The organism is Mycobacterium sp. (genome assembly GCF_050700595.1).
Lineage (GTDB): Bacteria > Actinomycetota > Actinomycetes > Mycobacteriales > Mycobacteriaceae > Mycobacterium.
The window spans coordinates 15543-29292 of record NZ_JBOHHI010000148.1; the positions used below are offsets into that span (position 1 = coordinate 15543).

11 protein-coding genes and 1 tRNA gene are annotated in these 13750 nt (G+C 66.4%); 2 read left to right on the forward strand and 10 right to left on the reverse strand.

Translation table 11 applies throughout. The annotated features are described in order from the left end of the window. Window positions 1-11 precede the first annotated feature (11 nt). The 8 genes from cydC to ACRDTL_RS14010 form a co-directional block, all read right to left on the reverse strand. Complete coding sequence (gene cydC / locus ACRDTL_RS13975) at window positions 12-1655, reverse strand: thiol reductant ABC exporter subunit CydC (RefSeq protein WP_431507310.1); 1644 nt, start codon at window positions 1653-1655, stop codon at window positions 12-14. Next, window positions 1633-3261 (reverse strand): thiol reductant ABC exporter subunit CydD, encoded by a 1629-nt coding sequence (gene cydD / locus ACRDTL_RS13980; RefSeq protein WP_431507311.1) that lies wholly within the window; start codon window positions 3259-3261, stop codon window positions 1633-1635. Before cydD ends, cydC begins: the two co-directional genes overlap by 23 nt. Before the next feature lie 53 nt (window positions 3262-3314). Further along, a complete protein-coding gene (gene cydB / locus ACRDTL_RS13985; protein ID WP_431507299.1) occupies window positions 3315-4355 on the reverse strand; it encodes a cytochrome d ubiquinol oxidase subunit II in 1041 nt (346 codons plus the stop codon). A 21-nt stretch (window positions 4356-4376) separates the two neighbouring features. Continuing rightward, complete coding sequence (locus tag ACRDTL_RS13990; RefSeq protein WP_431507300.1) at window positions 4377-5825, reverse strand: cytochrome ubiquinol oxidase subunit I; 1449 nt, start codon at window positions 5823-5825, stop codon at window positions 4377-4379. 83 nt (window positions 5826-5908) lie between these two features. Then, window positions 5909-6511 (reverse strand): HdeD family acid-resistance protein, encoded by a 603-nt coding sequence (locus ACRDTL_RS13995; RefSeq protein WP_431507301.1) that lies wholly within the window; start codon window positions 6509-6511, stop codon window positions 5909-5911. Between the two features lie 50 nt (window positions 6512-6561). After that, window positions 6562-7887 (reverse strand): adenylate/guanylate cyclase domain-containing protein, encoded by a 1326-nt coding sequence (locus tag ACRDTL_RS14000; protein ID WP_431507302.1) that lies wholly within the window; start codon window positions 7885-7887, stop codon window positions 6562-6564. A 9-nt stretch (window positions 7888-7896) separates the two neighbouring features. Beyond that, entirely contained in the window at window positions 7897-8400 is a 504-nt protein-coding gene (locus tag ACRDTL_RS14005; protein ID WP_431507303.1) for a DUF488 family protein, read from the reverse strand. A gap of 10 nt (window positions 8401-8410) precedes the next feature. Then, window positions 8411-8484 (reverse strand) — tRNA-Leu (locus ACRDTL_RS14010). Between the two features lie 99 nt (window positions 8485-8583). On the opposite strand from ACRDTL_RS14010, the gene ACRDTL_RS14015 reads away from it, so the two are divergent. Continuing rightward, a complete protein-coding gene (locus ACRDTL_RS14015) occupies window positions 8584-9201 on the forward strand; it encodes an ANTAR domain-containing response regulator (protein ID WP_431507304.1) in 618 nt (205 codons plus the stop codon). On the opposite strand, the gene ACRDTL_RS14020 is transcribed toward ACRDTL_RS14015, so the two are convergent. Further along, window positions 9198-10394 (reverse strand): lipid-transfer protein, encoded by a 1197-nt coding sequence (locus tag ACRDTL_RS14020; RefSeq protein ID WP_431507305.1) that lies wholly within the window; start codon window positions 10392-10394, stop codon window positions 9198-9200. The two genes, ACRDTL_RS14015 and ACRDTL_RS14020, sit on opposite strands and share 4 nt — an antisense overlap. Beyond that, window positions 10387-10833, reverse strand: coding sequence for a Zn-ribbon domain-containing OB-fold protein (locus tag ACRDTL_RS14025; protein WP_431507306.1), 447 nt, complete (start codon window positions 10831-10833; stop codon window positions 10387-10389). The genes ACRDTL_RS14020 and ACRDTL_RS14025 overlap by 8 nt, the downstream gene beginning before the upstream one ends. A 112-nt stretch (window positions 10834-10945) precedes the next feature. Here ACRDTL_RS14025 and polA point away from each other — a divergent pair, with 112 nt between their 5' ends. After that, on the forward strand, window positions 10946-13609 hold the full coding sequence (gene polA / locus ACRDTL_RS14030) for a DNA polymerase I (RefSeq protein WP_431507312.1): 2664 nt from the start codon (window positions 10946-10948) through the stop codon (window positions 13607-13609). Window positions 13610-13750 lie beyond the last annotated feature (141 nt).

Genomic DNA, 13750 nt, shown 5'->3' on the forward strand with positions numbered 1-13750 from the left:
CGAGGATGCGGTCATCCCGCGCCAGAATACCTGTTGCCGTCGATGCGCAGCTCCGTGCAGCCAATGTCGCTCGGCAGATGGTGAGTAGCCACCACGACCGTGCGTTCTGCGCTGATCAGCGCTCCGCACGGATTCAGCAGACTGCGCAGAATGGGCGCGGCATCAGCGGCATCGAGATGTTCGGCCGGTTCGTCGAGCAGCACGATCCGCGTTCGTGAGATCAGTGACCGGGCCAGCAACAGCCGTCGGCGTTGCCCCGCCGATAACGCGCGAGCACCGCCGGGCAGCACCGTCGCCAGTCCGTCCGGCAGACCGGCCAGCCACCCGCCGAGGCCTACCCGGTGCAGCGCCGAGGTCAATTCGTCGTCCGGGCAATCACCGCGTACCACAAGCAGATTGTCCCGGACAGTGGTGGCGAAGACATGCGCATCCTCGGCGAAAAATCCGATGGTGCGCCGTAATTGGTCTTCGTCGAGCAGATCGAGTGCTATTCCGTCGAGCGTGACCTTCCCGTGCCTGGCGGGCAGCAGACCGGCAAGTGTCATCAGCAGCGTCGTCTTACCGGCGCCGCTGGCCCCGGTGACCGCCAGGCGGGCACCCGGCGGCAGATCGACGCCTAAATCCATCGCACGCAGCCAGCCCGTTGACAATCCGTGGGGCAGTGGGCGATCCGGCTCGACACTAACGACGGTGGCGGTGGGCGCCAGGTCGAGCAGGCGCCGCGCCGCCAACCGTGACCGGGTCAGCTGAACCGCGGCCGCCGGCAGCACAGCGGTCGCCTCGAATGCCGACAGCGGCAACAACATCAGGATGGCCAGCGTGGTTGGCGCGACCATGTCTGCCATCGCGATGCCGGCCACCACGGCGCCCAAGACGCTGACCCCGATCGCGGCCGTGGGCATGGCCTCGGCGACCGCAGCCGGCTTGGCGGCGACATCGATGGCGTTTCCCCAGTCACGCTGTCGCCGCCCTGACTTGGCGATGACGTCGAGCAGGGTGCCGCCGACGCGTAGCTGCGGCGCATGCTCGAGCGCAAGCATCGCCGACACGTCACGATCGGACAGATGCCGTCGCGCGACGGCTTCCTGCGCGACGGCGGCTCGGGCCGCCAACCAGGGTGCGATCACCCCGGCGACGAGCAGGCAGATCGACATGACCACCGCGGCCGGTACGGAGATGATGGCCACGACCGCGGTCGCCGCCACTGCCAGCACCGCCGCGACACTGATCGGCAGCAAGGCGCGCACCAGCACATCGGCCAGCTGATCGACATCGGCGCCGACCCGTGCCACGAGTTCACCGCTGTGCAACCGGGTTGCGACATCGACCGGACCGTGTGCCAGGCGGGAATAGATTTGTGCGCGGGCGGCGCCGGCGGCGCGCAGCGCGGTGTCGTGGCTGGCCAGCCGTTCGCAGTAGTGAAGCACGCCACGAGAAATCGCGAACGTCCGCACCGCCACCACCGCGACCGACAGATCGAGCACTGGTGGCATCTGCCAGGCCCGGGTGATCAGCCAGGCCGATACCCCGGCCAGCGCCAGGGCGCTGCTCAGCGACAGCACCCCGAGCACGACGGCCAGCAGCAGACGCGGCAGTCGGGGGCGTAGCAGCCGCAGCGCGGCCTGCAGCGGGTCAGACGTGGGCATGACGCACATGTTCTTCTCGGTCGAGCCTTTCTCCGGCAACCTCGATGACACGGTCGCCGATGGCGAGGATCCGTTCACGGTGCCCGACGACCACCACTGTCGCACCGGCCCGCGCGCGTTCGACAATCGCTTGCAGCACCGCGTTTTCGGTTACCGCATCGAGATGGGCCGTCGGTTCGTCGAGCAGCAGCACCGGCGCGGGCGAGCCGAGCGCGCGGGCCAAACCGAGCCGTTGCCGCTGACCCAGCGACAGCCCGACGCCCGCGCGCCCGATCATCGTGCTCATCCCGTCGGCCAGGTCGGCCAGTACCGCATCGAAACAGGCTGCCGCACAGGCAGACTCGATATCTGGCAGTTGTCCGAACAGGGCCAGGTTGCCGGCGACGGTGCCCGGCACCAGGACCGGGTACTGCGGCAGCCAGGAAACCTGTCGCCACCACGCGCTCGGTTCGAGGTCGGCGATGTCGACCCCGGCCACCGTGACGTGGCCCGACGTCGGCGGGGTGATGCCGGCGATCACCTCCAGGGTGGTGCTCTTTCCCGCACCGTTGGATCCGGTGAACACGGTGACCTGGCCGGGTTCGATCACTGCGCTGAACTCGTGCGGAGCAGCGCCGTCGCGCCCGGTGACGGTCAGTTTCTCGATACAGACGGCCGCACCCCGCGCCGATACCGTCCGGCATCCCGGTGCGGTGGTGGCAGAGTCCTCGATCAGTGCAAACGCCTTATCCGCCGCGGCCCGACCATCCTGGGCGGCATGGAATTCCACGCCGATGCGGCGCAGCGGCCAGTACACGTCGGGTGCCAGTAGCAGCACGGTCAAACCGGCGGTCAGGCTGATCCCACCGAACACCAGACGTAGGCCAATGCTGACCGCGACGACGGCCACACCCAGCATGGCCAGTAGTTCGAGCACCAGTGCGGAGAGGAACGCGATCCGCAGTGTCGCCATGGCGGAACGCCGATGCGCGCCGGACAGTTCGGCGATGCGATGCTCGGGTCCGCTGGCACGGCCGAGTGCGCGCAGCGTGGGAATGCCGGCGACCAGGTCCAGCAGCCGGGCCTGCAGTGTGGTCATGGCGGCCAGCGCCGCCGCCGAGCGCTCGGCGGTTGCCAGACCGATCAACACCATGAAGATGGGGATGAGCGGCAACGTGATCAGCACGATCACCGCCGATTTAAGGTCGTACGCCGCCAGAACGACAACGCTGGCCGGGGTCAGTATCGCCGCCAGCAACAATGCGGGCAGGTACGCGGTGAAATACGGGCGCAGTCCGTCGAGTCCACGGGTCACCACCGCCGCGGCGGCGTCGCGCTGGGTCGCCAACCGCCTAGGGTCGCGGGCGGTGACCGCCGTCAGCACCTGGCCACTCAGGTCGGCGATCACCGCGCTGGCACCCCGCTGGCCCAGCCGCGCCTGAAGCCACTGCGCAATGGTACGAACTGCCCACAGCATCAACAGGATCGACAACATCGACACCCACTGGTGCAGACTACGGGCGGCGGGGTCGGCGATGACCCGGGAAACGATGTGCGCCAGCACGATCGCCGACGCGACCGCGCAGCCGGAGATCAGCACACCGCAGGCTACGGTGGCCGTCAGGAAGTGGCGCAGCGCCGCAGAGGCCCGCCATAGCCGCGGGTCCAGCGGCGCGCGACTGGTCGTACTCAGGACGTGCGCCTCACCAGGCCGGTCGACGGCGGTATCCGGTCAGCCGAAATCCGCTGCCGGAAAACCCAATACGTCCAGCCCTGGTAGAGCATCGCCAACGGTGCGAGAGGAACTGCAACCCACGTCATAATTTTCAGGGTGTACGGCGTGGACGACGCGTTGGCGATGGTCAGGCTCCACTGAGGATTCAGCGTGGAGGGCACCAGGTTCGGATACAGCGCCCCGAACAACAACACCACCACCGCGGCGACAACCACACCGGCGCACAGGAACGCCCAGCCCTCCCGGGCACGGCGCCACACCAGCGCCACCGCCACCAGCTGTGCGACCACCGCGATCGCCAGCACCAACCAGGTCCAGGTCTTTCCGTAAGCCAGCTGCGTCCACACCCCGAAGCCGGCGACCAGCACCGTCACCGGCAACGATAACCACACCGCGAACCGCAGGGCGTCGTCGCGCATTGCGCCGGACGTTTTCAGCGCGATGAACACCGCGCCGTAAAGCAGGAACAGTCCGGCAGTGGCGAGACCGCCCAACACCGTGTAGACGTTGAGCACGTCACCGATGGACAGGTGAACATGGTGGTTGGCGTCGACCGGAAGGCCGCGGACAAGGATCGCGAACGCCACACCCCACAACACGGCGGGCAGCCAGGATCCGGCCGCGATCCCGAAGTCGGCCCAACCACGCCATTTTGGATCGTCGATCTTGCCGCGCCACTCGATGGCCACCGCACGCAGGATCATGCCGAACAGGATTGCCAACAACGGTAGGTACAGCGTCGAGAACACCGTCGCATACCAGCCGGGAAATGCGGCGAACATCCCCGCGCCGGCGGTGATCAGCCAGACCTCGTTGCCATCCCACACCGGGCCGATCGTGTTGAGTGCCGCGCGGCGATGCATCTCCCGATCACCCGCCCCGACGCGGGCTAACGGTTCCATCAGCATGCCCACACCGAAGTCGAAGCCCTCGAGGACGAAGAAGCCGACGAACAGCACCGCCATCACACCGAACCAGAACTCCTGGAGTCCCACGGGTCAACTCCTTTCAGGTTGTCAGTAGGCGAACGACAGCGGGGCCACCTCGTCCGCGCCGGGCGAAGGGCGCGCAGTCGGTTCGGCGTCGTGCTCCTGCGGCCCTTCGGTGACATAGCGTTTCAGCAGCCAGAACCAGACGACGGCAAGCACCGCGTAAACCAGCGTGAACGTCACCAGCGAGGTGATCACCATCGCGGTGGCATGGTTGGACACACCTTCGCGGACGGTGATCCGCACCATCTGATCACCGGTCGGGTTGGGGGCGACGATCCACGGCTGGCGGCCCATCTCGGTGAACACCCAGCCCGCGATATTGGCCAGAAACGGGGTAGGGATGGTCAGCAGCGCGAACCAGGAGAACCAGCGCCGCCCCGGGATTCGGCCGCCACGGGTCAGCCATAATGCGGTCAGCGCGAACAGCAACGGAATCGCCAGCAATCCGATCATCACCCGGAAGGACCAGTAGGTGACGAACAAATTGGGCCGGTAGTCGTCGGGCCCGAACCGCTGCTGATAGTCCTGCTGAATGTTCCGCACACCCTGCAACGTCACGTCATTGAATCGGGCTTCGGCCAAAAACGGCAACACGTAAGGCACGTCGATCACCCGGGTGATGCTTTCGCAGTTGTTGTGGGTGCCTACGGTCAAGATGGAAAAGTCGGGGTCGGTCTCGGTGTCGCACAGCGACTCCGCCGACGCCATCTTCATCGGCTGCTGGCGGAACATCAGTTTGCCCTGTGCGTCACCGGTGAACAACAACCCGACCGTCGCGGCAAGGGCCACGAAGCATCCGAGGATGGCGGCCGGGCGGTACATGGTGCGGGCATCATCGGCGTTTTTGCCGCGGACCATCCACCACGCACACACCGCGGCCACGAACGTTCCGCCGGTCAACAGCGCGCCGTTGACAACGTGCAGAAAGGCCTGCTGCGCCGTGTTATTCGAAAGCAACGCCGCAATGCTGGTCAACTCGGCCCGCCGGGTCTCCGGGTTGTAGTGCGCGCCGACCGGGTGCTGCATGAACGAGTTCGCCGCGATGATGAAAAACGCGGATACGTTGACGGCGATCGCGACGATCCAGATGCAGGCCAGGTGCACCAACCGGGGCAGCCGGGTCCAACCGAAGATCCACAGGCCGATGAAGGTGGATTCGAAGAAGAACGCCGCCAGGCCTTCCATGGCCAAGGGTGCGCCGAAGACGTCGCCGACGAACCGGGAATACTCGCTCCAATTCATGCCGAACTGGAACTCCTGCACGATCCCGGTGGCCACGCCGAGCGCGAAGTTGATCAGGAACAGCTTGCCGAAGAACTTGGTGAGCCGATACCAGGCGACGTTGTCGGTGATGACCCACACCGTCTGCATGACCGCGACGAGCGGCGCCAGACCGATTGTGAGCGGCACGAAGATGAAGTGGTAGACGGTGGTGATACCGAACTGCCAACGCGAAATGTCTACGACGTCCATCTGCCATCTCCCGGAACTGCGGAAGCGTAGTTCTACGGATTACTACGACGCATTGTAGTAGACAAGACGGCCGGGCGCCAGAGTCAGGAGCTTGCCGAACCCCCACCCGTCAGCGCCTCATGCAGCCTCTTGGAGGCGCTGCGCATGCCGAACGACGACGCGATCTCGAACACGCCGATGACGACCAGCCAGATGCCCACGACGAGTGCGAGGATCCAGATCGATTCGAAGGGCGAGGCGATCATCACGATGCCGGCCAACAGGCTGATGACACCGAGGAATATCGCCCACCCCCGGCCCGGCAGGGCGGGATCGCTGATGGCCGAAACCGTGGTCGCCACACCGCGAAAGAGGAAACCGACGCCAATCCAGATGGCCAGCAACAGGATTGCCATTAAGGGATCGTTACCAAAGTGGCGGAAGGCCAGCAGCGCCAAAATCAGTGCGGCCGCACCGCTGATGAACAGCAGCACCCGCCCGCCCGCCGAGACATGCAGGCTGAAGGCGAAGAGGACCTGCGTGATCCCGGTGATCAGCAGGTACAACCCGAACAGGATGGCGGCGACCAGGATGGTTTTTCCCGGCCATACCAGTGTCAGGATGCCAAGGGCCAGCGCCAGAATGCCCGACACCAGCGTCGACTTCCACAGATGCGGCAACAAGGTTGGGACAGCGGTGGGTTGCATCCGCGAAGTTTCTCACATGCGCGATTGCGGTGCAGCGATTATCAGAGCTGCTAGACGTCGGCGGTCTGCGGCGCCTCGGCGCGCAGCCCGTCCTCGCCGGCACCCGGCTTACGCCCGACCAGATACCAGGTGCGCATCATGCCCTTGCCCTTGACGTTGACCTCGCCGCGCTCCTCTAACACGAAACCGCCTCTCAGGCGCTCGTAGACCACCTCGGGCACCTGGATCCGCCCGACGGCGTCGGTGGACTCCATCCGGGACGCGACATTGACCGCGTCACCCCACACGTCGTAGAAGAAGCGACGAGACCCCACGACACCGGCCACCACCGGCCCGCTGGCAAGCCCGATCCGTAGCGGGACAGTCTTGCCGGGCTGACCCGTCAGCGCAGCCGCGGTGTCGGCCATGTCCAGTGCAAGGTGTGCCAGCGCCTCGACGTGGTCCCGGCGCGGCCAGGGCACCCCACTGACCACCATGTAGGAGTCGCCGCTGACCTTGATCTTCTCCAGCCCGTATTTGTCGACCAGCCCGTCGAAATCGGTGAACAGCCGGTTCAGAAATCTGATCAGCTCGTCCGGGGGCGTGTCGCTGGCCTGCTCGGTGAAGCCGGCGATGTCGGCGAACAACACCGAGGCGTCGTCGTATTTGTCGGCGATCAGGTCTCGCGCCGGATCCTTCAGCCGGGTGGCGATGCTGGCCGGCAGGATGTTGGCCAGCAAGGCCTCGGAGGTTTGGTACTCCAGCTCCATGGCCTGCTCGGCGCGGGCAATCACCCGCCCGGCGTACCAGAGAATGACGACGACCATCGCCCACGCCGAGACGACGCTGATGGCGAAGTACATCGTGTAGGCCCATTGCGGCTGAACCCCGGTGTCTTCAGGGACGCGCACCTGCAACGCGATGGTCAGCGCGGCGCCGATGGCCGCCAGGACCGATGCCAGCACGATGTGGTCGGTACCCAGCAGCACCACGATCACGCAGGCGCCCACCAGGAAGAAGAACTGGATCCCGGTACCCGTGCCCATATGCCAACCCATCACGACAAGGTTGAGATAGGCGCAAAAGATAAAGGTGAGCGGCGCGACAAGCTCGCCGAAGCGGTGCAGCCACGGAATCATCGCGAAGATGGGGGCCATGCCGAGGTTCAATGCGGCCAGCGGATCGCGCGCGATAGCGAGGCCGACGATCCCGAACGCCACCGACACCACCGCGGAGATCACCGCGGTGGCCGTGAGTACCCGAAACCGCTGCCCGAGCCGCTGGGCGTAATGCTCGTCGCGCACCCGGGGCTGGGCCCGCAGTGCCTCTACACAGTCTGGTTTGCGGAACGCACCCTCGGCACGCTGCGACGCGGCGTCGCACTTCTTAGCCGCCACAGCAAAAGCCTAACCGTCGGCCGGCGGGGTGGTAAGCCACCCGGACATGTGGTGTTCGGACAGCGACCCGTTGGGCATGATGTGCTGCACGAGGTAACCGTCGCGGGTGGCCAGGTCGGCGATCATCCGCCGGTGGCAACGCCACCAGGTCGGCTCTCCGCACATGATCGCAACGTCGCGGGTGTCGGCTTCCTGTAGCAGGCGCCGGTATGCGGCCTGAAACTCCGGTGTGCGGGTGTGGGCCGCATAGTTGGCGAACTGCTGGTTTTCCCACCACCGGTCCCGCGGTATCGGGGTGGCCGGCGGCTTGCGTCGTCCGCCCAGATCGGCTTCGTGGCGGTAGTCGATCCCCGCATCCTTGAGCCACTTAGGCATCGCCTGCTTCGACACGTCGGGGTTGCGACGGGAGCCCGGAAAGCTCCGCACGTCGACCAGCAGAGCGATGTCATGTTGGCGAAGCGCGGCGGTTAATTCGTCGGCGGTTTTGGCGCCGTGGCCGATGGTGTACAGCATTCGTGGTGGGTGCCCTCGGTGGGAGTCGAACCCACACTGTCGGGGTTTTGAGTCCCGTTCCTCTGCCAGTTGGGATACGAGGGCTTGCCTTTCTACGGCATCCCACCATAGAGGATCCGGGTGGTTGCGCCACGTCACAACCCCGCGGTCGTTGGTCGCGTTCGCCCACGACACAATGTCGTCATGACTGCCGCTACGACCGGCGCCGACGTCTCGGCCCCGCGCCGGGTTCTGATCGCCGAGGACGAGGCGCTCATCCGACTCGACCTCGCCGAAATGCTGCGCGAGGAGGGCTACGACATCGTCGGGCAGGCCGGCGATGGCCAGGAGGCGGTCGAACTGGCCGAACAGCTCAAACCCGATCTGGTGATCATGGACGTGAAGATGCCACGCCGCGACGGCATCGACGCCGCATCGGAGATCGCCAGTAAACGCATCGCACCGATCGTCGTGCTCACGGCGTTCAGCCAGCGCGAGTTGGTCGAACGAGCACGCGACGCCGGGGCGATGGCATATCTGGTGAAGCCGTTCACCGTCACCGACCTGATCCCGGCGATCGAGCTGGCGCTGAGCCGGTTCGGTGAGATCGCCGCGCTGGAACGCGAGGTGGCGACGCTGTCTGACCGGCTGGAGACCCGCAAACTCGTCGAACGTGCCAAAGGCCTACTGCAGGTCAAACAGGGCATGACCGAGCCGGAGGCGTTCACGTGGATCCAGCGGGCCGCGATGGACCGCCGGACCACCATGAAACGGGTGGCCGAAGTAGTGCTGGGAACGCTCGACGCGCCCAAAGACGCTTAGCGCGCCACGATCACCGACGAGCCGTGGCCGAACAGGCCCTGATTCGCGGTGATGCCGACCTTGGCGCCCTCGACCTGCCGACCGGTGGCCTGGCCGCGCAGTTGCCAGGTGAGTTCGCAGACCTGCGCGATCGCCTGCGCCGGGATGGCCTCGCCGAAGCAGGCCAGCCCGCCCGAGGGGTTGACCGGGATCTTGCCGCCGATCGTCGTCGCACCGCTGCGCAGCAGCCCTTCGGCCTCGCCCTTGGCGCACAAGCCGAGATGCTCGTACCAGTCCAGCTCCAGCGCAGTGGACAGGTCGTAGACCTCGGCCAGGCTCAGGTCTTCGGGCCCGATTCCGGCCTCTGCGTAGGCCGCGTCGAGGATCTGATCCTTGAACGCCCGCTCCGGTGCCGGCACCACCGCGGTGGAATCCGTTGCAATATCCGGTAATTCGGGCAGGTGCTGCGGGTAGCGGGGGGTGACCGTGCTGACCGCGCGCACCGACGGCACGCCGTCGAGCGAGCCGAGGTGTTCGCGGGCGAACTTCGCGCCGGCCACGATCAGCGCTGCCGCGCCGTCGGAAGTGGCGCAGATGTCGAGTTGACGCAGCGGGTCGGCGACCATGTTGCTGGCCAGCACATCCTCGACCGACGTCTCCTTCCGATACCGGGCATTCGGATTCTGCAGACCGTGCCGCGAATTCTTGACCTTCACCGCCGCGAAGTCCTCGGCGGTCGCGCCGCAGAGGTCCATCCGGCGCCGGGCCAGTAGCGCGAAGTACACCGGGTTCATCGCCCCGATGAGGTGGAAGCGCTGCCAGTCCGGGTCGTTCTTGCGTTTACCGCCGACCGGCGCGAAGGCGCCTTTCGGGGTGGTGTCGGCGCCGATCACCAGCGCGACGTCGCAGAAGCCGGCCAGAATCTGCGCGCGGGCGCTCTGCAGCGCCTGCGAGCCGCTGGCGCAGGCCGCGTAGCTCGAGCTGACCGGCACGCCGTTCCAGCCCAGCTTCTGCGCGAACGTCGACCCCGCGATGAAGCCCGGGTAGCCGTTGCGGATGGTGTCCGCGCCGGCCACCAGCTGGATCTGCCGCCAATCCAGGCCGGCCTCGCCCAACGCCGCCCGGGCGGCAATGACCCCGTACTCGGTGAAGTCGCGCCCCCACTTGCCCCAGGGATGCATCCCGGCGCCGAGGATGTAAACGGGCTCAGGCATCGGCGATCCTCCATGCGTGCACAAGCCGCTCGACGCCGTCGTCGTCGGTGAACAGCGGCATCGTGGTCAGCTCCATCTCCATGCCGACTTTCAAGTCGGCGGCCAGCGTGCCGTCGACCACCTTGCCGAGCACGATCAGGCCCTCGTCGGCCAACTCGACCGCGGCGACCGCGAACGGGGCGAATGGATCCGGAGCCGGATACGGCGGAGGAGGCGCGTAGCGGTTTTCTGTGTAGCTCCACAGCGTGCCGCGCCGCGACAGTGGCACCTGGTCAAGCTGGTCGGCGTCGCATGCCGGGTTGGGGCAGTTGTCGGCTCGCGGCGGAAACACATAGGTGCCGCACTGCGGGCACTTGGCCCCGATCAGCTGGGGCCGTCCTGACTCGTCGTCGGCGAACCATCCCTCGATCGCCGGTTCTTGGCGGGTAGCTGCTGGCACCCGGTCAGCGTACCGAGTCCGGACGCGTGCCTAGAGTTAGGGCGTGAGCCCAGCGAAGACCGCGAGCGCGAAGCCGCAAGCCGGCCACGCCGCTGACGACAAGCCGACGTTGATGCTGCTGGACGGCAATTCGTTGGCGTTCCGGGCTTTCTACGCGCTGCCGGCGGAGAACTTCAAGACCGCCGGCGGATTGACCACCAATGCGGTGTACGGGTTCACCGCGATGCTGATCAACCTGCTGCGCGACGAATCCCCGACGCATGTGGCGGCGGCGTTCGACGTGTCGCGACAGACGTTCCGCTCCGAGCGATACCCGGAGTACAAGGCCACCCGTTCGGCCACCCCCGACGAGTTCGTCGGCCAGATCGACGTCACCAAGGAAGTCCTTGCCGCACTGGGTATTGCGGTATTGGCGGAAGCCGGCTTCGAAGCCGACGACATCATCGCGACGCTGGCCACCCAGGCCGAAAACGAGGGCTACCGGGTATTGGTGGTCACCGGTGATCGCGATTCGCTGCAACTGGTCAGCGACGACGTGACGGTGCTCTACCCGCGCAAGGGGGTCAGCGAGCTGACCCGCTTCACCCCCGGGGCGGTGGTCGAGAAATACGGGTTGACGCCCGAGCAGTACCCGGATTTCGCCGCGCTGCGCGGCGACCCCAGCGACAACCTGCCCGGGATTCCCGGCGTGGGCGAGAAGACCGCGACCAAGTGGATCGCCGAATACGGCTCATTGCAGTCGCTGGTCGACAACGCGGACTCGGTGCGCGGCAAGGTGGGTGACGCGCTGCGCGCGCATCTGGCCGGCGTGATACGCAACCGCGAGCTCACCGATCTGGTGCGCGACATGCCGCTAGCGCAGACCCCGGACACGCTGCGGATGCAGCCCTGGGACCGCGACCAGATCCACCGGCTGTTCGATCACCTGGAGTTCCGGGTGCTGCGCGACCGACTGTTCGAGACGCTGGCCGCCGTCGAACCCGAGGTCGACGAGGGGTTCGACGTGCGCGGCGGCGCGCTGGAGGCCGGCACGGTCGGGCCGTGGCTGGCCAAGCATGTCGCAGACGGGCGCCGGGCCGGACTCGCGGTGATAGGCACCCACGTCGCCTACGACGGCGAGACCACCGCGTTGGCGGTCGCCGCCGCCGACGGCGACGGCGGCTACCTCGACACCGCCACGCTGACCCCGGACGACGACACTGTGCTCGCTGCGTGGCTGGCCGATCCGGACAAGCCCAAGGCACTGCACGAGGCAAAGTTGGCGATCCACGACCTGGGCGGGCGCGGGTGGACGCTGAACGGCGTCACCTCCGACACCGCGCTGGCCGCCTATCTGGTCCGGCCCGGGCAACGCAGCTTCACGCTCGACGACCTGTCGCTGCGCTATCTGCGCCGCGAGTTGCGCGCGGAAGCGACTGAACAACAACAACTCTCACTGCTCGATAACATCGAAGCCACCGACGACGTCATTGTCCAAACGACGATCTTGCGGGCCCGTGCCGTCGCCGATCTGGCCGACGCGCTGGACGTCGAGCTGGACCGCATCGACTCCACCTCACTGCTGGCCGAGATGGAACTGCCAGTCCAAGTGGTGTTGGCGCGCATGGAAGCCGCGGGTATCGGCGTCGACCTGGACCTGTTGAGCGAGTTGCAAAGCCAATTCGGCGACCACATCCGGGACGCCGCCGAGGCCGCCTACGCGGTGATCGGCAAGCAGATCAACCTCGGCTCGCCCAAACAGCTGCAGGTGGTGTTGTTCGACGAGCTGGAGATGCCGAAGACCAAGCGCACCAAGACCGGATACACCACCGATGCCGACGCCTTGGCGTCGCTCTTCGACAAAACGGGTCACCCGTTCCTGCAGCACCTGCTGGCCCACCGCGATGTCACCCGGTTGAAGGTCACCGTCGACGGATTGCTGAACTCGGTTGCCGCAGACGGCCGGATTCATACCACGTTCAACCAGACGATCGCGGCGACCGGCAGGCTTTCGTCGACGGAACCGAACCTGCAGAACATCCCGATTCGCACCGACGCCGGCCGTCAGATTCGCGACGCGTTCGTGGTCGGTGCGGGTTACGCGGAACTGATGACCGCCGACTACAGCCAGATCGAGATGCGGATCATGGCCCACTTATCGCAGGATGCCGGGCTGATCGAAGCGTTCCGCACCGGCGAGGATCTGCATTCGTTCGTCGCATCCCGTGCGTTCGGCGTACCGATCGATGAGGTCACAGCGGAGCTGCGACGGCGGGTCAAGGCAATGTCTTACGGGCTGGCCTACGGGCTGAGCGCCTACGGCCTGTCGCAGCAGCTGAAGATCTCCACCGAAGAGGCCAGGGACCAGATGGAGCAGTATTTCGCCCGGTTCGGCGGTGTGCGCGACTATCTGCACGCCGTCGTCGAGCAAGCGCGCAAGGACGGTTACACCTCGACGGTGCTGGGCCGGCGGCGTTACCTGCCCGAGTTGGACAGCAGCAATCGCCAGGTACGGGAGGCCGCCGAGCGGGCCGCGCTCAACGCGCCGATCCAGGGCAGCGCCGCCGACATCATCAAGGCGGCGATGATCGAGGTGGACCCGGCGCTCAAGGCGGCTGGGCTCAAATCGCGGATGCTGTTGCAGGTGCACGACGAACTGCTGTTCGAAGTTGCCGACGGCGAGCACAAGCAGTTGGAAGCGTTGGTGCGCGACAAGATGGGCGGCGCGTATCCGCTAGACGTGCCCCTGGAAGTCGCAGTCGGTTACGGCCGCAGCTGGGATGCCGCCGCGCATTAAGCGGTCCGTGCGCCGAGTGCAGAACCGACGCTATTGACCTTGACCCTGTACTCAAGTATCGGGTTTATCGTCGGGTCATGCGCACGGCACAGGTCGCCGAGCGGGCGGGCGTCAATCCGCAGACGCTGCGGTATTACGAGC

Bases quoted from the DNA above. Each gene is read 5' to 3' on its own strand.
- cydC (WP_431507310.1), bottom strand. From the start codon at position 1,655: ATGTGCGTCATGCCCACGTCTGACCCGCTGCAGGCCGCGCTGCGGCTG.
- ACRDTL_RS13990 (WP_431507300.1), bottom strand. From the start codon at position 5,825: ATGGACGTCGTAGACATTTCGCGTTGGCAGTTCGGTATCACCACCGTC.
- ACRDTL_RS13995 (WP_431507301.1), bottom strand. From the start codon at position 6,511: ATGCAACCCACCGCTGTCCCAACCTTGTTGCCGCATCTGTGGAAGTCG.
- ACRDTL_RS14005 (WP_431507303.1), bottom strand. From the start codon at position 8,400: ATGCTGTACACCATCGGCCACGGCGCCAAAACCGCCGACGAATTAACC.
- ACRDTL_RS14015 (WP_431507304.1), top strand. From the start codon at position 8,584: ATGACTGCCGCTACGACCGGCGCCGACGTCTCGGCCCCGCGCCGGGTT.
- ACRDTL_RS14020 (WP_431507305.1), bottom strand. From the start codon at position 10,394: ATGCCTGAGCCCGTTTACATCCTCGGCGCCGGGATGCATCCCTGGGGC.
- polA (WP_431507312.1), top strand. From the start codon at position 10,946: ATGCTGCTGGACGGCAATTCGTTGGCGTTCCGGGCTTTCTACGCGCTG.